Source organism: Paenibacillus arenilitoris, assembly GCF_014705655.1.
Taxonomy (GTDB): domain Bacteria; phylum Bacillota; class Bacilli; order Paenibacillales; family Paenibacillaceae; genus Pristimantibacillus; species Pristimantibacillus arenilitoris.
Genome location: NZ_JACXIY010000025.1, coordinates 63,727 through 81,061, shown reverse-complemented (window position 1 = coordinate 81,061; position 17,335 = coordinate 63,727). Strand labels below are relative to the sequence as shown.

Below are 17,335 nucleotides of genomic sequence, written 5' to 3'. Positions count from 1 at the left end.
AAGAACGCACTTTATTGTGCCATTAATACCATAAGGTTATATAGGTACTAAAAAGTGCCTGGATTAACATGACTATGCTAGCCATAAAGGAGGGGTCAACTATGGAACCGCAGCCGAAACGAAGGTATACGATCCCGGCGGAGGCGACGATCGATGTCATTGGAGGGAAGTGGAAAACGCTGATCCTGTGCCATTTGTCTTACGGACCGAAACGAACGAACGAGCTTAAGAAGGCGATGCCGGACATTACGCAAAAAATGTTGACCCAACAGCTGAGGGAGTTGGAAGAGGACAACATTATTTTCAGGACAATTTACAGTCAAGTACCGCCCAAAGTCGTTTATGAAATGACCGAAATCGGAAGGTCGCTGCAATCGATCCTCGATCAGATGTGCGAATGGGGAGAAAAATATATGCAGGGGGAGTTTCGCGAGAGTAACGGGAGGAATTCGGGTGAAGCTTAAACTCATTGTATTCCTGATTACTGTTGCATGCGTGCTTGGCGCTTGCTCGAACGGCAGGGAACAGGCACCGGTCGAACAGCCGGCCGGCGGCGGGCGGCAAGTGACCGAAGAGATGCATGAGGCGATTTCGGATTATATCGTTCGGAAATACGGCTCCGTGTACGAGCAAGCGGAGAAGCTGTTCGAGGTTCATAAAGTATACGGCGCGAGCGAGTCCGACGGCATCATCAGCGTCTATATGCATTCCTATTTCGGCGGTTTCAATAGAGCGACGGGGCTGGAAAATCAAGCGGGGCATTCGCTGCCGGCCGTCATTCGCTTGAAGAAGGAAGAAACGGGATACGTGGTCACCGGGTATACGGAACCGATGGACGGCAATCAATATACGGATTCTTTAAAAAATATGTTTCCCGAGCCGTTCTTGGAGCAGGCGCTAAAAGGGGGAGGGAGCGGCGAGGAATTGCGAAAAGAGATGGAAGACAGGGTGAAGCGCTGGTTGGAGGAAAGCGAGCAGCTCTCCGTACTTAACGGAGCACCGAACGATGAGGCGGGGGCACCGGAGCAATGATGCTCGACCGGAAAACCGTCATTCAAACGGTCAAGGCCGTGCTGGCGGCGGATCTCGCATGCGACGAAGCCGATTTCGACGTGGACGGCGTCTCGATCAGGCAAGCCGAAATAAGGGGAGGAAGATTCCGTTTCCCGATTCGCGAGCAATCGTTAACGATCGTGACGATGGGACGGGGAGTCGTCGTCTCTTGTAACCGCGAAAGGCTGGAATGGGCGAGGCAAGCGCTCGGCAACGAGGCAGACGGGCAGATTTTTGCGGCGCGAACCGTCGGCGAAATCTCGGCGTTCGTGCAGCGCGATAAGCAATTGCTTGCCGGACCGGATCAGAAATACGTTTGTTCGTCGGCGGATCTTAAGGACTTTCCTATCCCGGATGGCATCAATCTGGTTACTTACAAAGACAACGATATCGTCGGCCTTTATCGGCATGCTGCATTCAAGCACGCGCTTTCGTTTCGCTCGGATAGCGCCCGCTCCGACCGAATCGCGACGGTTGCAGAGCGCGGCGGGACCATAATCGGCATTGCCGGAGCGTCCGAGGATTGCGGGCGCATGTGGCAAATCGGCGTCGACGTATTGCCGGAATATCAAGGCATGGGCATCGGCAAAGCGATCGTGGGGACGTTGACGAAGGCTGTTCTGAACGAAGGAATCGTCCCTTATTACACAACCGAAGTCGGCAATCTGCGGTCGCGCCAATTGGCCGCAAGCTTAGGCTACTGGCCGGCATGGATTCAAATGTACGCCCGTTAAAGGAGGCCTGGCATGAGGTTCGAGGAGCATCAGATCAAAGCGCTGCTGAAAGGCATAACTTCGGAGGATCAAGCTCAAATTATTAAAGCGTTCCAAAAACAATTTAACGTCGCGATCGGCTTGACGCCCGAGGATCTCGCCTCCATGAAGATGGAGCTGCTGATCCCGCTTAGAGACATGATCCGCGGCCTCGTGCTGACCAGAAAGCATGTGCCGCAGATGCTCGAAGCTTATCAAGCGCTGCGTTCCGCGAAGCTGCCTCGAAAAACGGAGTTCGGCCTCGTCAAGGATGAAGAAGAATAGCGGTTCAGCCATTGCTAGCGCCGCGGCAGCTGAAGACTTATCGGGTCATCGGCCGTCAAGGCGCCGCCTTCCTGTGCGATTGACAAATACCGAATTCCGTTGTATATTTATCTTAAATTAAAGATTATTAAAGTAAAGATAAATAACGATCAGGAGGCGGATAACTATGCAACCACTCGTATACACGCCTGCGATGCAGGGAACCGGCGCATTTGACGGCGGACGGATCAAGGAGCAGAAGCCGATCGGCTTTCCGGGCGAAGGCTCGGTCATCAAACGGGTAGGCCCTTTGTTTTACTGGGCATGGGCGACCTCGACCGAGGAGGCGATGATCGGCCTGCATCCCCATCAAGGCTTTGAAATTATAACCTACGTGGTGGAGGGAAGCGCCCATCACGGCGATACGCTCGGCACCGACAGTATGGTAGGCGCAGGCGGGGCGCAGGTGATGCAGACCGGTTCGGGAGTCAGCCACCAAGAGAAAATTAGCGCCGATTCCGAGCTGTTTCAAATCTGGTTCGAGCCGCATTTGTCGCAAGCCGTGAAGCAAATGCCGACTTACCGCCAATATGAGAACGAGGACTTTCCGCTGGCAAGCGACGAAGACGGAAACCGCGTGAAGACGGTCATCGGGAGCGGAGCTCCCGTGCAGCTGGTTGCCGACGCCCGGATGTGGGACGTCGAGGTGGAAGCCGGCAGCCGTTACCGGCATACGGTGGAGGCGGGCTACACGTTGACCGCGCTGGCGATCCGCGGGCAAGGGACTTGGGGGCAGCTAAGCGAAGAAACGAAGGAAGCGAAGGGAGCGACCGAAACTTTTCGCCATAAAGATTTTATCGTGGCCGCCGCAAACGAGGAGACGACGGTCGACATTCGCAATACCGGGGACGACATCCTGCGGCTGATCCTCATTAAAGTACCTTCGAAGGTCGATTATCCGCTTTATCACAAAAGATGATCGTGAACGATAAGCTGCCGAAGAAAGCTTCGGCAGCTTTTTTGCGTTTGCAAGAAACCTTAAACAATCACAGGAAGCTTTGGATCGGCAAACGGCTGAAATGACGATTGAAAATAATCGAACCTTTCCATTTGCATTAATGTAGTAAGCTTGAAGTATCAAATGGCGAAAGGCGCTCGGAAAGGAGGGGGAACCGCAAGACGGGCGCCGGCCGCCATAGCGATAAAGGAGGAGCAATGACTAATAAACGGTATGCCATTGAAGTGCAGGGCTTAACAAAATCTTTCGGAAGCGTAAAGGTGCTGAAAGGGATCGACCTTCGCGTGGAGCGAGGAACCGTCTATGCCATTCTCGGACCTAACGGAGCGGGCAAGACGACGCTGGTCAGCATCTTGTCGACGCTGCTTCGTCCGGATGCGGGCAAGGCGGAAGTGTTCGGCCTGGACGTCGTCCGCGATGCCGACGCGGTTCGGGGCATCGTCGGCTTGACCGGACAGTTTGCCGCCGTGGACGAAGGATTGAGCGGCCACGATAATCTGGAGCTGTTCGGACGGTTAACGGGGTACGGGAGGAAAGCGGCTTATGCAAGGGCCGATGAACTGCTGGATGCGTTCGAGCTGACGGAAGCGGCGAACCGGCCGGCCGCCCAATACTCCGGCGGGATGCGGCGAAGGCTGGATATCGCGGCAGCCATGCTCGTCAGGCCGGAGCTTCTGTTCCTGGACGAACCGACGACCGGCCTCGATCCGCGGAGCCGCAGCGGCGTATGGGACATCGTCCGCACGCTGGTGGCGGGCGGGACGACCGTCCTGCTGACGACGCAATACTTGGAGGAAGCGGATCAGCTCGCCGACCGCCTCGCCGTCATCGACGGCGGAACCGTCATTGCGGAAGGGACGGCCGCCGAATTGAAAGCGTTGGTCGGATCCGGCACCGTTCAAATCCGGCTTGCCCGGCCGGAACTGCGAAGCCTGGCGGAGCAGGTGCTCAGGCGCGAACTGAATGCCGAGGTGCGGCTGCATGCGGACCCCGCGACGCTGTCCGCGCAAGCGTCCGACCCGGAGCCGGCGGCGCGCGTATTGACCGAGTTGTCCCGCGCGGGAATCGCGACGACGCAGTTCTCGCTCGGACAGCCGAGCCTGGACGAGGTGTTTCTTGCGCTCACGGGCAGACCGGCGGAGGAAGCGGCGGAGGAGGCGGTCTCATGAGCGAGAGCACGAACGGTTCGAAGCTGCTGCGCATTCTGTCCGTAAGCGCGCGACCGGCAAGGCCGAACGCGCTGCATGCCGTCGCGACGTTCACATGGCGGTCGATGAGGCACACCGTAAGCCAGCTTCCTTATATGGCGATCGACGTCCTTATTTTCCCGGTGATCTTCCTGCTCATCTTCACCTATATGTTCGGCGGCGCGATCTCCGGCTCGACCGGCCATTACTTGCAGTTCCTGCTGCCCGGCATGCTGGTCTATACGGTGACGACGATGACGGTCTACATCGGCATTGCGATCAAAACCGATATCGACAAGGGCGTGTTCAACCGGTTCCGCACGCTCCCGTTCTGGCAGCCGGCCGCCATTATCGGCACGATGCTCGTGAATCTGCTGTCTTACGCGGCCGCGCTCGCGACGACGATCGGCATCGGACTGCTGCTCGGCTTCCGGCCGGAGGCCGGCCTAACCGGAGCGCTGCTCGCGCTGCTGCTCGTCATTCTGTACGCCTTCAGCGTCAGCTGGATCTTCGCCTGCATCGGGGTCGTCGTCAAGAAGACGGAATCGATCACGAGCATGACGTACATCGTTCTGTACCCGCTTATGTTCACGAGCAACGTCTTCACGGATACGTCCACCATGCCGGATTGGCTCGGCCGCATCGTCGCCTACAATCCGATCAGTCTGGCTTCCACGGCCGCGCGCGGGCTGATGCACGGCACCGCGACGGCGCAGGATCTCATTGCGGCGCTGGGCGGCATGATCCTGCTCACGCTGGCGTTCGCGCCGCTTACCTTCCGGCTTTACCTGAAGAAAGCGAAGCAATAGCTTGAAATCGCCATTGCCTATCGCCGCAAATTGCGGCGGTAACGACATCGACAAAGGTCCATGCCTGATCGGCATGGGCTTTTTTCCGATTGTCATGGCTATATGGTTACCATTATAGCGATTGGTTATTTTTGCGATTGGGCTGATCCGGGCTTATCCGCCAACAAAAATGACACATTTTTCGCGCCGGCCGAAATTGTCAGACTAGTCGGCCTTCTAAGCGCTTTCCTATATAGGGATGCGCTTTCATGCAAACGGCGAAAATTACATATTTACGATATTTTAATTTGTCGGCTATCGTTGGATAGGTAAGCGGCAGCACTACAACACACCAGGAAGGAGCGGTTCCATGCAGGAGGCTGGAGGCGCCGTAACGGGCACCGTGCTTCCGGAGCGCGGGAAGGTTCGAAGCAAGGGCTTGAAGCGGGTCGTTCAAAATTGGCAATTGTATCTTTTTATTGCGCCGGCTTTTTTCTACTTTCTCATCTTCTCGTACGGTCCGATGTACGGCATCCAAATCGCGTTCAAAAACTTTATACCGACGAAAGGGATTCTCGGAAGCCCGTGGACGGGATTCGATCATTTCATCCGATTTTTCGACTCCTATTACTTTTGGGACTTGTTATGGAACACACTTACCATTAGCCTGTATGAACTGGCCGTCGGATTCCCGATTCCGATCATACTCGCGCTCGCCTTCAACGAGCTGAAGGACGGGGCTTTCAAGCGGACGGCACAGACCGTCACTTACGCGCCGCATTTCATATCGGTCGTCGTCATGGCCGGGATGATCATCACGTTCCTGTCGCCTTCGACGGGGCTGGTCACGCATCTGATCGAATGGCTCGGCTTCGATGCGCCGGATTTTCTGACCGATCCGCGGTGGTTCAAGACGATGTACGTCTTCTCGGGCGTCTGGCAAAGCGCGGGCTGGGGCACGATCATTTATTTGGCTGCTCTGTCGGGCGTCGATCCCGGGCTGCACGAAGCGGCGATCATCGACGGGGCGTCCCGTTTTCAGCGGATTCGCCACATTAACATTCCGACGATCGTTCCGACCATGACCATTTTGCTCATCCTGAATATGGGCAGCCTGCTCGGGGTAGGATTTGAGAAAATACTGCTGCTGCAAAATTCGCTCAACATGGAAGCGTCGGACGTCATCTCGACCTTCGTCTACCGTTCGGGTCTCGTGGACGCGCAGTACAGCTTCTCGACGGCGATCGGCTTGTTCAACTCGGTCATCAACGCGATCGTGCTCGTCGTCGTGAACCAGATCGTCCGCCGTACGAACGAAAACAGCTTATGGTAGAGGGGAGAGGTACCGATGACATCCGCCGTGAAAGAATCCGGCAGGGATAAGCTATTCCTTGCGTTCAATTACGTTTACGTATTGCTGGCCTTTATTATCGTGGCCTACCCCGTCGTGTATATGATCAGCGCGTCCATCAGCGACCCGAAGCTGGTCGGCTCCGGGGAAATGTGGCTGCTGCCGAAGGGCATCACGTTCGAAGGCTACCAGCGCGTGTTCCAAACGTCCAGCATATGGACCGGCTACGGAAATACGCTGCTGTATACGGTGGTCGGGACGGCGATCAATCTGTTCGTCACGCTGCCGGCGGCCTACGCGCTGAGCCGCAGAGATTTCGCGGGACGCCACTTCTTCATGGGCATGTTCATGGTGACGATGTTCTTCGGCGGCGGCCTCGTGCCGACCTACTTGCTCGTCAAGGAGCTCGGCATGGTCAATACGATGTGGGCGATCGTCATTCCTTCGGCCGCGTCGATCTGGAACATCATCGTATCGCGGACGTTCTTCCAAACGTCGATTCCGAAGGAGCTGCAGGAGGCGGCGCAAATCGACGGCTGCTCCAACCTGCGTCTGTTCCTGCGGATCATCCTGCCGCTATCGATGCCGATTATCGCGGTAATGGCGCTCTTCTACGGGGTCGGCAACTGGAACAGCTACTTCTCGGCGCTCATCTATTTGAACGATGCGGCCAAATATCCTTTGCAGCTGGTGCTGCGCCAAATTCTCGTGCTGCAGGAGATGTCGGCCCAAGGCAGCGGGGCGATGGACGCGGCAACGGCGTCGGCGCTCAACAACAAGGCGGAAATCGCCGCGCTCGTCAAGTACGCCGTCATTATCGTGGCGACGGCGCCCGTCATCGCCATCTATCCGTTTCTGCAGCGTTACTTCGTCCAAGGTGTCATGATCGGTTCCGTCAAGGGCTGATTTTGCTCATAAAAAAATTGTTTAGGGAGAGGGTTATCGGATGAAAAAGCTACGTATGGCATCAACGCTTGTCCTCAGCTCCGCGATGCTCGCGTCCATGCTGGCGGCATGCGGTTCGCCGAACAATGAGGGAGGCAGTCCGAACGGCGGCAACGCCGCGGAAGGCAACTCGGAATCCGCGGCGACGGAAGGCGTAAGCAAGGAGGGCTTCCCGGTCGTCAGCGAACCGCTTACGCTGTCCATGATGTCCCAGGACGTCGGCGTCGCGGATTGGACCAAAATGCCCGTTCTGCAAGAGATGGAGAAACTGACGGGCATCAAGCTGGAATTCCAGAATGCGCCGATCGACAGCTTCGCGACGAAGAAAAATCTCGTGTTCGCGAGCGGCGACTTGCCGGACATTTTTTACGCGGCCGATTTGAAGCCGGCGGAGCAGGTCACCTACGGCTCGCAAGGCGTGCTGATCCCTCTCGAAAAATACATCGACGAAGGCTATGCGCCGAACCTGAAGAAAATTTTCGACGAAAACCCGGATATCCGCAAGTCGTTCACGACGCCGGACGGCCATATGTACGCGCTGCCTTACATCGATCTGGCGGCCGTCTGGTACCGCAGCCCGATGTGGTACAACGGCAAGTTCCTGAAGGCGCTTGGCGTAACCGAGCTGCCGAAGACGACGGAGGAGCTGTACGCGTTCTTGAAGCGCGTCAAGGAAGAGGATCCGAACGGCAACGGCCAGAAGGACGAAATTCCGCTCACTTCGGTGAAGCTGGACGATCTGCGCATGTTCTTCCTCGGTTTCTGGGGCATCTACGACCCGGTCGTCTATTCGGATAAGAACGACAAGGTGCACTATACGCCTCAGGAAGAAGGCTATAAGGGCTACCTGACCTTCATGAACCGCCTCTGGCAGGAAGAACTGCTCGACCACGAGACGTTCTCGCAGACCGGCGATCAGAAGAAAGCGAAGGGACAGAACAATCAGATCGCTTTGTTCAACGACTGGTTCCCGTACTTCACGCTGGGCGGCGAGCCGAGCGGAGACAACCCGATGATGACGCCGGTCAAGAGCGAAGTCGCGGACTCGCCGGTATACGGCAAGCATCCCGGCATCTCGGCGAACGGCACGTTCGCGATTACGAGCAGCAACCCGAATCCGGAGGCGACGATGCGCTGGGTCGACTACCTCTACAGCTACGAGGGAGCCACCTTGTTCAACCAGGGCCCGGAGAACCTGCTGTGGAAGTACAAGAACAAAGAGGCGAAGGAAAAGGAATGGCTGCCGGTTCCGGGCGGCGGAGACCGCGAGGAATACCGCGGCACGATTACGCCGAACTACGGCATCCTGACGCCGGGCATCAATTCCGGCGATCTCGCGGTAGGACTCCGCAGCGAGTTCGACGAATGGATCGATAAGGAAAACGCGGAGAAGCTGACGCCGATCGCGAAGCCGCCTTACCCGAACGTGTATTTGACGAACGAAGAGCAGACCGAAGCTTCGGCGCTGCTGTCGGACCTGAACACGTACGTGACGCAGATGGAAGCGAAATTCGTAACCGGCCAAGAGTCGCTCGCGAACTGGGACAAGTACGTCGAGCAGATCAAGAAGATGGGCGGCGACCGGATCGCGGAGCTGTACCAAGGCGCGTACGACCGCTGGAACACGGGCGAATAAGCCCGTCTAAGGCAAGAAGCAGGCAAAAGGAAAGAACCCGGTCATGCGAGAAGCGCTGACCGGGTGCCTGTCTATGAGAAGGTATCGTTCTCCGCGAACAGCTTGCGGTATTGGCCGGGCGTATGTCCGGTTTCCTTCTTGAATTTCCGAATGAAGTTCGGCGCGTCCAGGTAGCCGACCCGGCTGATGATGTCCTTCAGCGGATCGTCCGTCGCCTTGAGCTGCCGCATGACCTCGTCCAATCTTTTTTGCCAAATGTATTGCACGAAGTTCTGGCCCATCTTCTCCTTGAAGGTACGGCTGACATGCGACGGCGAGATGGCGAACGCGAAGGCGACCGACTCCAGGCTGAGCGTATGGTCCGTATAATGCTCGTCGATGTACGAGACGATCTGATCCATTTGGGACTGCTCTTCGTTCCGGCTGTTGCGCTCGACCTGCTCGCAAATGCGGGAGGCGAGCGTCAGGAAGCCGCTTTCGAGCTCGCTCAGCGAATGGCTGTAGATCATGTTCGGATCGATTTCCTGGATCAGGTTAGGGATGCCGGCCTCGGCCGCGGACTTCAGCATCGCGTTCAGGATGTCGAAGCAGACGCAGCGGCGAAGCAGCGACGACAGCTCGGAAGCCCGCAATCCGCGGATCGTCGGGCTGATCATCTGCGCCGCCACGTCGTAGCTTCCCTGCTTCAAGCTCTGGGACAGCTTCATGAGCGAGTTGCTCGGCATCCATAGCGTATGGTCCGGCTCGTGGGACAGCTTCTCGAAGTAGGTGACCGTGCCGTGTCCGGCCGACGCTCGCGGCTCGAGAGCGGAGCACGCTTCGATGAAGGATTGATTAAGCTGATTCGGGCTCCCGTAGCATGTTCCGACGCCGATTGTCGGCGTAACGTCGAACGTTTCCAGCAGGTTGCCGCGCACCGCTTCGACGATATGGCGGACTTGGGCGAATTCATCCATCGACCGGACTTCATCGAAGCTGATAATAAGCGCGAGCTGGTCGAGCTGCGGAAGTTCGGCGCCGTACGCATGCGCGTGCAGCTCCGGGAACTGGATCTGGGTGAGCAGCTCGATCCTCTCCTGCCGTTCGTGAAGCTCTTCCTGCGTCTCGCCCGCGTCGTCCCAGCCGATCGCGATGACGAAATGGCGCGCGCGGTCGAAGTGAAGGTCGAAGGCGTCCGCAAGCTCCGGCGTAAGGCTCTGGACGTTCCCGTATTTGAGCAGCATGGTCAGCACGTGGTTGCGGGCGTACGGTTCCTGCAAATCGACGCGCGAGCTGTATTCCTGCAGGGCGCTGCGGATGCGGTCCAGCTCGTTGCCGAAGAGCGGCGCCTCCTCGGCCGGATGCTTCGGCTTCGCCTTCGCATGGACGAATTCCGCCAGCGTCGAGATCGGCCGGTATTGCATTCTGGCCAGCAGCAGGGCAAGCGCGGCCCCGGCAAGGACGATAATGGTGAACAGCATGACGATAAAGCTTCGGACATGAACGACGCTGCTGAAAAATTGCGAGCTCGGCATGACCGTCACGTACGTCCAGCCGATATTCTCCGACTTGACGGATACGATCGAATGCGGCTTGCCGTTCAGCACCCTGTCGTGAATGCCGGTCGTCAGGCCGTGCAACGACTTGGCCTCGGCCGCCGTAAGCGCCTCGCCCTGCCGGTTGTCGACCAGAATTTGACCGTTGTTGTCCAAAATGTAGGAGAAGCCTTGGTAGCTGCCGAGTATCGAATCGATGAGGCTCGTAAGCTCGGACTCCTTGATCAGATAAAGCACCGTGCCGTGCGGGTTCGGGCTGAACGGCGTAATCGGCACGAGATAGGCGAGCATGTTGTCCTCCAGATGGGCGTTGCGGACGACTTTGTCGGCCGGCCGCATCGTCGGGAACTTCACGCCGTTCAAATCGTCGTAGACGGTCTCTTTGTTCCAGTTGCTGAAGCTGTAGCTTTTCGAGAACACGTCGAGGCTCGACAAGCCTTTGGCGGAATAAATGTTCGGATCCTTGTGCAGGTACAGAAACATCTCGCCGATGATCGAGCTGGTCGCCTTATACTGGTCGAGCGCCTCGATGGCTTCGCCGCTGTAATAGGGGTCGTGAATCCGGTATGGCGTCAGCCGCTCGTCGTAGGATACGCGGGAGGTGATCTCGCCGAGCTCCTTCATCCGGCCGTCGACGATCACTTTGGCCTGCGTCAGCTGGCCCAGCCGGGATTGTTCGATTTCGGAGCGGAGATTCGTGACGGCGTTCCGGTAGATGAACAGCGTCATCAGCACGAGCGGGATGAGCAGGATGAACAAGTAGGACCATATATATTTTAAGAACAGCCTGGATTTGAAGTCGCTTCGCTTCATTCATTCGGCCCCCTATGAGTCTTCTGTCGAAACAGCTGATTCTTATCATACCAACAAATCATAGATTTGGACATAGAGCGGGAGAAGGCGAAAGGTGGCAATCAGCATGCAAAAATGGTTTCAAGACGCGAAGCTTGGCATATTCATCCATTACGGGATTTACGCCGTCGACGGCGTCGCGGAATCGTGGTCGTTCTACAACGGCAAAATGTCCTACGAGGATTACATGAAGCAATTGGACGGCTTTACGGCTTCGAATTTCGATGCGGACCGATGGGCCGACCTGATCGAGCGGTCGGGCGCGAAGTACGCGGTGCTGACGACGAAGCATCACGACGGCGTCGCCCTGTGGGATACGCGGCATAGCGACCTGAACGTCGTTCGGCGGACGCCGGCGAAGCGGGACCTGGTGAAGGAATACGCCGATGCCGTAAGGAAGAGAGGCATCCGGCTCGGCCTGTACTACTCGCTCATCGACTGGTCGCATCCCGATTATCCGAGCGTATTCGAGGGAGGCAAGGCGCCGGATGACCTCGGCAAGGTCAACCGGTTCTCCGGTCCGGCGGACGGCGTTCAGGACGAAGCGGGATGGAGAAGGTTTTTGCAATTCAACGACGGCCAGCTGGCCGAGCTGCTGACGAATTACGGCAACGTGGACCTGCTCTGGTTCGACGGCGATTGGGAGCGGAGCGCCGAGCAGTGGAATTTGCCCGCGTTCAAGCGGTATTTGCAGTCGTTCAATCCCGATATCATCATCAATTCGCGGCTGCAAGGGCACGGCGATTACAAGACGCCGGAGCAGGGCATTCCGATCACGCGGCCGGAGGGACCGTGGGAATTTTGCACGACGATCAACGCCTCGTGGGGATACGTCCCGACGGATCATAACTATAAATCGCTGAATCAGATCATCAGAATGTTCTGCGACTGCATCTCCATGGGCGGCAACATGCTGCTCGATATCGGGCCGAGGGAGGACGGAACGGTCGACGAGCGGCAGGAGCGGATTTTGCTCGGTCTCGGGCAGTGGATCCGAACGCATGAAGAGGCGGTGTTCGGGACGGACGAGGGCATTATGACGCGGTATTATTTGGGCGGAAGCACCGTTTCGAAGGACCGCGGGACGCTGTACCTGTTCGTCTACGACGCGCCGAGGGAGAACGTGTGCCTGAAGGGGCTGACGAATCGGATCAAGCGGATCACCGTCCTTCATTCCGGTAAGGAGCTGGCGCACGACATCCACGGCGGCGTGACTTGGTTCAATATTCCGGGTACGACATGGATCTATATGACGCCGGAGGACGCGCACGAGCAGATTACCGTCCTGAAGCTGGAGCTCGAGGGCGAGCTGGAGATGTACGGCGGGTCCGGCGCGGTCGTGACGCATAACTGAGTATGGGGAAATTCATAGCGGAGAGGAGAACGGCGATGAAAATCGGATTAAGCTCTTACAGCTTGCTGAAAGCGTTGAAATCGGGAGAAATGACCATTCTTGACGCCATCTCGTGGGTTGCGGACAACGGAGGGGAGCATATGGAGCTCGTCCCTTACGGCTATACGCTCGTCGATAACCCGGAGCTGGCGGACGCCGTCCGGGAGAAGGCGAAGAGCGCGGGCATCGCGCTCTCCAATTATTCGATGCCGGCGAACTTCGTCCAGGAGTCGGACGAGGCGTTCGCCGCGGAGGTGGAGCGGGTCAAGCTGCACGTCGATCTCGTGCGCCGGCTCGGGATGAAGCATATGCGCCATGATGTGACCGCCTTCACTTTGCCGAGGGAGTGCATGACGATCAAGTGGTTCGAGGACAACCTGCCTTTGATGGTGAAGGGGAGCCGGCTCATCGCCGATTACGCGGCGCAATTCGGCATCACAACGACGATCGAGAATCACGGCTTCAGCGTGCAGGCGAGCGACCGGGTGCAGCGCGTCCTTCACGAGGTGGACCGCCCGAACTTCAAAACGACGCTCGACGTCGGCAATTTCATGTGCGTGGACGAGAATCCGGTCGTCGGCGTCATGAAGAACCTGCCCTATGCGTCGCTTATTCATTTCAAGGACTTCTATTTCCGTCCGTACGATCAGCACCCGGGCGGCGGGGAATGGTTCCTGTCCTCGAACGGCAACTACATGCGCGGCGCCATCGTCGGGCAAGGCGACATCGACATTCGCAAAATCGTAAAGCTGATCAAGCAGTCGGGCTACGACGGCTATATTACCGTCGAGTTCGAAGGCATGGAAGAGTGCAAATCGGCCTCGCGCATCGCGATGGACAATTTGCGGCGTTTCTGGGACGAATGCGAAGTCTAGCGGAGCAGGGCATGCAGCACATCACTATGCGGTCGGAGGGGAACGTATGAATCGAAGCGGAGTTCCGGAGCCGAACATCGAATATGCTCCAAAACATTATATTTGCCGCCGGGCGGAAGGGAAGCCCGAGCTGGACGGCCGGATCGACAAGCCGTTCTGGCAGGCGGCCGGCTGGACGGACGATTTCGTCGACATCGAAGGCGATCTTCGGCCGAAGCCCGCCAAGCGGACGCGGGCCAAAATGCTGTGGGACGACGAATATTTCTACTTCGCCGCGGAACTTATGGAAGACCAAATATGGGCGACGCTGACGGAGCGCGACTCGGTTATTTTTTACGACAACGATTTTGAAATATTCATCGATCCCGACGGAGACACGCATCGTTACTACGAGTTCGAAATCAACGCGCTTAACACCGTCTGGGACCTGCTGCTCGTGAAGCCGTATCGGGACGGCGGACCGCCGGTGAACGGCTGGGACATCAGCGGGCTTAAGACGGCGGTCCATATCGACGGCGAGCTGAACCGTCCGGGCGCGGATAACCGCAGGTGGAGCGTCGAGGTCGCCATGCCGTGGAGCATTCTCCGCGAATGCGCCGCGGACGGGCGCCCGCCGGCGGCGGGGGAGTTCTGGCGCGTCAACTTCTCCCGCGTCGAGTGGCGGGCCGAGGAGCGGGACGGCGAGTACCGCAAGATCGTAAATCCGGATACGGGCAAGCCTTTCCCCGAGGATAACTGGGTATGGTCGCCGATGGGACTTATCAATATGCATTACCCGGAGCTGTGGGGCTACGTCTTGTTCGCGGACGGGGACGGGCCGCATTCGTTTGCGCTGCCGGAGGACGAGCGGGTGAAGTGGGAGCTGCGCAGGCTCTATTACCGCCAGCGCAATTATTTCGCCGATCGCGGCGAGTTCGCGAAGGACGCGGCGAGTCTTATGCAAGAAGGCGAGACGTGGACCATCGTCCCCGCGATCGAAACGACGCGCAGCCTGTTTCAACTATCGGCGCCGTCCGCGGACGGCAAGTCCGTCTTCTGTATCCGGGAAGACGGCCTGCTGTGGAAGGAGTGAGCGGAAATGGCGAAGCAAACGTCCGTATTTTCATTGGAACCCGGCAAGCTTGCGCTGATCGAGCGCAAATTCCGCGAGAAGCGGAAGCTTGCCGAGGCGAGGGAACGAGAGCTGTTCGGCATTTTCGAGGAGGAGCTGACCGACGAGGAGACGTGGGCGCTCAAATATTTGTACGCGTACATGCCGGCTAACGACTTGGCCGATTACGACGGGACGCTGTTTCTGAGCCATGTGCGGCAGACGCTCGACATCCGGAGGAAAGCGCCTTGGGGAGCGCGGGTGCCCGATCACCTCTTCCTGCACTTCGTCCTTCCGTACCGGGTCAATACGGAGAACATCGAGGATTCGCGCGGCCTGCTGCATAACGAATTGGCGGCGCGAACCGCGGATTTGTCGATGGCGGAGGCGATTCTGGAGACGAACTACTGGTGCCACGAGAAAGCGACCTATATCGGCAGCGACCTGCGAACCGCCTCGCCGCTGACGATGATCCGCTGCGCTCGGGGCCGCTGCGGCGAGGAGTCGACGCTGGCGGTCGCGGCGCTTCGCAGCATCGGCATACCGGCCCGTCAGGTGTATACGCCGCGCTGGGCGCATTGCGACGATAACCATGCCTGGGTCGAGGCATGGGCCGACGGCGCATGGCATTACATCGGAGCCTGCGAACCGGAGCCGAGGCTTGACCGGGGCTGGTTCACGCCGCCTGCCAGGCGGGCGATGCTGGTCAATACGCGGGTATTCGCCAATTATCCGGGACCGGAGCCGGTTACGCTTGCCGATGAATGGTTTACGGAAATTAACCTCATCGACGGCTATGCGCCGTCACGAACCGTTGCCGTTCGGGTAACGGGCGAAGACGGGCTGCCGGCAGGCGGCGCCGCCGTATATTTCGAGCTTTACAACTATGCCGAGCTGTTCCCGATCGCGGAGCTGCCGGCAAACGAGCTCGGGGAGGCTTCCTTTAAGACCGGCTTCGGCGACCTGATGATCCGGGCCGCGAAGGATGGTAAGTGGGGAGAGCGGAAAGTGTCGGCCGCGGACGGCGGGATCGTCGACATCGTGCTGGACCGCTCGCGGCAGCCGGAAGGGACGGTGGACTTCGACATGTTTCCTCCCCCGGAGAGGAGCGGGGAAGCGGCCGAGGAGCCCGGGGAGGAAGAGCTGCTGGCGCATAACCGCCGGATCGAGGAGGGCACGCGGATCCGTACGGCCGGCGAGCGAACGTACATGAACGAGGAGCAGGCGGCCGAGCTTGCCCGGCTCGTCCGGCTTCCGGAGGACCGGGTGCGGGACGTGCTCCGCAAGGCGCGCGGGAACGGCTGCGAGCTCGCCGCCTTCCTGCAGGAGCGGACCGGGCAATACGGCGAGTGGCCGCTGCGTCTGCTCGAGAGCTTGAACGAGAAAGATTTGATCGATACGTTCCGCCCCGCGCTCGACGATCATTTGACCGGCTCCCTCTCGCGGCGAGGCGAACTGCCGGATGATCTGTTCGTCCCCTACGTGCTCCGTCCTCGCGTCTTATACGAGATGATTACGCCTTACCGGCAATTGTTCCAGGCGGCGTACACCGAAGCGGAAGCGGACGCGTTCCGGACCGACCCTGCCGCATTGGCGAGGCGGCTGGACGAGGAGTTCGGGCTATGGGAGGACCTGCCGAATTTGAAAGGCAAAGGGACGCCCGCGGGCACCTTCAAGCTGAAGAAGGGGGACCGGCTGTCGGTTGCGATCCTGTTCGTGGCGATCTGCCGTAGCCTGGGCATTCCCGCAAGGCTGCATCCGAGCGAGCAGAAGCCGCAGTATTGGTCGGACGGCGGCTGGCACGACGCGCTGTTCGCGCATGGCACGGCGGAACCGGCGGAGGAGCGGGCTCGCGGCGCGCTTCGCCTGCTCCGTTCGAGCGAAGTCGCCCCATCGTATGCCGAAAACTTCACGCTGGCGAGGCTGGAGGGGGGCGTCTACAAAACGCTCGTCTACCCGCACGGGAAATCGGACGTCTATGATGAGCCTCTCGAGCTCGAGGAAGGACCGTACCGGCTGACGACGGGCATACGCTTGAAGGACGGGACGGTTCGGGCGCGGTTTGCCTATTTCGAAATCCGCGACGGAGAGACGTCCGTTGTTCCGCTCGCCTTCCGCGAAGCCGAGCTTGCGCTTCCCGTGCTTGGCCGGGTGGAGCGGGACGACGCTTACGTCATGTCGGACGGAACCGACCGAACGCTCGGCGAGCTGATCGGGGAGGACGGCGCGATCGTGGCATGGCTCGAGCCGGAACGCGAGCCGACCAAGCATCTGCTTCGCGAAATCGGCGAGCTTGCCGTAGCGTTCGCCGAGCTTGGCGCGCCGATCGTGCTCGTGGCGGAGGACGGCGGGATCGATCCGGCCGGCTATCCGGCGCTTCCGCCGAACGCCGTGTTCGTCCGTACGAACGTAGACGCGAGTCTGCCGGCATTGCTATCGCAGCCGCCGGCCGCGGAAGCTGGCTTTCCGCATCTGGCCGTGCTTGACGGCATGGCTCAAATTCGTTATACCGCGTCAGGCTACAGGATCGGAACCGGGAAGGAAGCGATGCTTGCCTTATCCGGTGTACGGCGGCCGGCGGATCGGAGGGATTAGA

Annotated in this window: 15 protein-coding genes; 14 read left to right on the top strand and 1 reads right to left on the bottom strand. The window is 58.7% G+C overall.

Annotated elements, in window-relative coordinates; genetic code table 11:
• The first annotated feature begins 101 nt into the window (after nt 1-101).
• From IDH41_RS20510 to IDH41_RS20465, 10 genes are all read left to right on the top strand, one after another.
• Nucleotides 102-464 (top strand): winged helix-turn-helix transcriptional regulator, encoded by a 363-nt coding sequence (locus tag IDH41_RS20510; protein ID WP_190864344.1) that lies wholly within the window; start codon nt 102-104, stop codon nt 462-464.
• Nucleotides 454-1,032: a hypothetical protein gene (locus tag IDH41_RS20505; protein ID WP_190864342.1), complete on the top strand. Its 579-nt coding sequence runs from the start codon at nt 454-456 to the stop codon at nt 1,030-1,032. Before IDH41_RS20510 ends, IDH41_RS20505 begins: the two co-directional genes overlap by 11 nt.
• A complete protein-coding gene (locus tag IDH41_RS20500) occupies nt 1,029-1,787 on the top strand; it encodes a GNAT family N-acetyltransferase (protein WP_190864340.1) in 759 nt (252 codons plus the stop codon). The genes IDH41_RS20505 and IDH41_RS20500 overlap by 4 nt, the downstream gene beginning before the upstream one ends.
• Before the next feature lie 12 nt (nt 1,788-1,799).
• Nucleotides 1,800-2,090 carry a hypothetical protein gene (locus IDH41_RS20495; protein ID WP_190864338.1) on the top strand — a complete coding sequence of 97 codons (291 nt, stop codon included), beginning with the start codon at nt 1,800-1,802 and terminating at the stop codon, nt 2,088-2,090.
• A gap of 166 nt (nt 2,091-2,256) precedes the next feature.
• On the top strand, nt 2,257-3,048 hold the full coding sequence (locus tag IDH41_RS20490; protein ID WP_190864337.1) for a pirin family protein: 792 nt from the start codon (nt 2,257-2,259) through the stop codon (nt 3,046-3,048).
• Between the two features lie 236 nt (nt 3,049-3,284).
• Nucleotides 3,285-4,256 carry an ATP-binding cassette domain-containing protein gene (locus tag IDH41_RS20485; protein WP_190864335.1) on the top strand — a complete coding sequence of 324 codons (972 nt, stop codon included), beginning with the start codon at nt 3,285-3,287 and terminating at the stop codon, nt 4,254-4,256.
• A complete protein-coding gene (locus tag IDH41_RS20480) occupies nt 4,253-5,083 on the top strand; it encodes an ABC transporter permease (RefSeq protein ID WP_190864333.1) in 831 nt (276 codons plus the stop codon). Before IDH41_RS20485 ends, IDH41_RS20480 begins: the two co-directional genes overlap by 4 nt.
• 349 nt (nt 5,084-5,432) lie before the next feature.
• A complete protein-coding gene (locus IDH41_RS20475; protein ID WP_190864331.1) occupies nt 5,433-6,395 on the top strand; it encodes an ABC transporter permease in 963 nt (320 codons plus the stop codon).
• A gap of 15 nt (nt 6,396-6,410) precedes the next feature.
• Nucleotides 6,411-7,319 (top strand): carbohydrate ABC transporter permease, encoded by a 909-nt coding sequence (locus IDH41_RS20470; RefSeq protein ID WP_190864329.1) that lies wholly within the window; start codon nt 6,411-6,413, stop codon nt 7,317-7,319.
• A 40-nt stretch (nt 7,320-7,359) separates the two neighbouring features.
• Nucleotides 7,360-8,994, top strand: coding sequence for an extracellular solute-binding protein (locus IDH41_RS20465; RefSeq protein ID WP_190864327.1), 1,635 nt, complete (start codon nt 7,360-7,362; stop codon nt 8,992-8,994).
• 71 nt (nt 8,995-9,065) lie between these two features.
• Here IDH41_RS20465 and IDH41_RS20460 read toward each other — a convergent pair whose 3' ends face one another.
• Complete coding sequence (locus IDH41_RS20460; protein WP_190864325.1) at nt 9,066-11,342, bottom strand: helix-turn-helix domain-containing protein; 2,277 nt, start codon at nt 11,340-11,342, stop codon at nt 9,066-9,068.
• Between the two features lie 106 nt (nt 11,343-11,448).
• On the opposite strand from IDH41_RS20460, the gene IDH41_RS20455 reads away from it, so the two are divergent.
• The 4 genes from IDH41_RS20455 to IDH41_RS20440 are packed head-to-tail and all read left to right on the top strand — an operon-like array spanning nt 11,449 to nt 17,334.
• Nucleotides 11,449-12,735, top strand: a complete 1,287-nt coding sequence (locus tag IDH41_RS20455) for an alpha-L-fucosidase (RefSeq protein WP_190864324.1) — start codon at nt 11,449-11,451, stop codon at nt 12,733-12,735.
• 35 nt (nt 12,736-12,770) lie between these two features.
• Nucleotides 12,771-13,649 (top strand): sugar phosphate isomerase/epimerase family protein, encoded by an 879-nt coding sequence (locus IDH41_RS20450; RefSeq protein ID WP_190864322.1) that lies wholly within the window; start codon nt 12,771-12,773, stop codon nt 13,647-13,649.
• A gap of 46 nt (nt 13,650-13,695) precedes the next feature.
• On the top strand, nt 13,696-14,721 hold the full coding sequence (locus IDH41_RS20445) for a carbohydrate-binding family 9-like protein (RefSeq protein WP_190864320.1): 1,026 nt from the start codon (nt 13,696-13,698) through the stop codon (nt 14,719-14,721).
• Nucleotides 14,722-14,727: 6 nt separating this feature from the next.
• A complete protein-coding gene (locus tag IDH41_RS20440) occupies nt 14,728-17,334 on the top strand; it encodes a transglutaminase domain-containing protein (protein WP_190864318.1) in 2,607 nt (868 codons plus the stop codon).
• The last annotated feature ends 1 nt before the right edge of the window (nt 17,335 follow it).

Bases quoted from the DNA above. Each gene is read 5' to 3' on its own strand.
- IDH41_RS20460 (WP_190864325.1), bottom strand. From the start codon at position 11,342: ATGAAGCGAAGCGACTTCAAATCCAGGCTGTTCTTAAAATATATATGG.
- IDH41_RS20490 (WP_190864337.1), top strand. From the start codon at position 2,257: ATGCAACCACTCGTATACACGCCTGCGATGCAGGGAACCGGCGCATTT.
- IDH41_RS20475 (WP_190864331.1), top strand. From the start codon at position 5,433: ATGCAGGAGGCTGGAGGCGCCGTAACGGGCACCGTGCTTCCGGAGCGC.
- IDH41_RS20450 (WP_190864322.1), top strand. From the start codon at position 12,771: ATGAAAATCGGATTAAGCTCTTACAGCTTGCTGAAAGCGTTGAAATCG.
- IDH41_RS20445 (WP_190864320.1), top strand. From the start codon at position 13,696: ATGAATCGAAGCGGAGTTCCGGAGCCGAACATCGAATATGCTCCAAAA.
- IDH41_RS20485 (WP_190864335.1), top strand. From the start codon at position 3,285: ATGACTAATAAACGGTATGCCATTGAAGTGCAGGGCTTAACAAAATCT.
- IDH41_RS20495 (WP_190864338.1), top strand. From the start codon at position 1,800: ATGAGGTTCGAGGAGCATCAGATCAAAGCGCTGCTGAAAGGCATAACT.
- IDH41_RS20455 (WP_190864324.1), top strand. From the start codon at position 11,449: ATGCAAAAATGGTTTCAAGACGCGAAGCTTGGCATATTCATCCATTAC.
- IDH41_RS20470 (WP_190864329.1), top strand. From the start codon at position 6,411: ATGACATCCGCCGTGAAAGAATCCGGCAGGGATAAGCTATTCCTTGCG.
- IDH41_RS20510 (WP_190864344.1), top strand. From the start codon at position 102: ATGGAACCGCAGCCGAAACGAAGGTATACGATCCCGGCGGAGGCGACG.
- IDH41_RS20440 (WP_190864318.1), top strand. From the start codon at position 14,728: ATGGCGAAGCAAACGTCCGTATTTTCATTGGAACCCGGCAAGCTTGCG.
- IDH41_RS20465 (WP_190864327.1), top strand. From the start codon at position 7,360: ATGAAAAAGCTACGTATGGCATCAACGCTTGTCCTCAGCTCCGCGATG.
- IDH41_RS20500 (WP_190864340.1), top strand. From the start codon at position 1,029: ATGATGCTCGACCGGAAAACCGTCATTCAAACGGTCAAGGCCGTGCTG.
- IDH41_RS20480 (WP_190864333.1), top strand. From the start codon at position 4,253: ATGAGCGAGAGCACGAACGGTTCGAAGCTGCTGCGCATTCTGTCCGTA.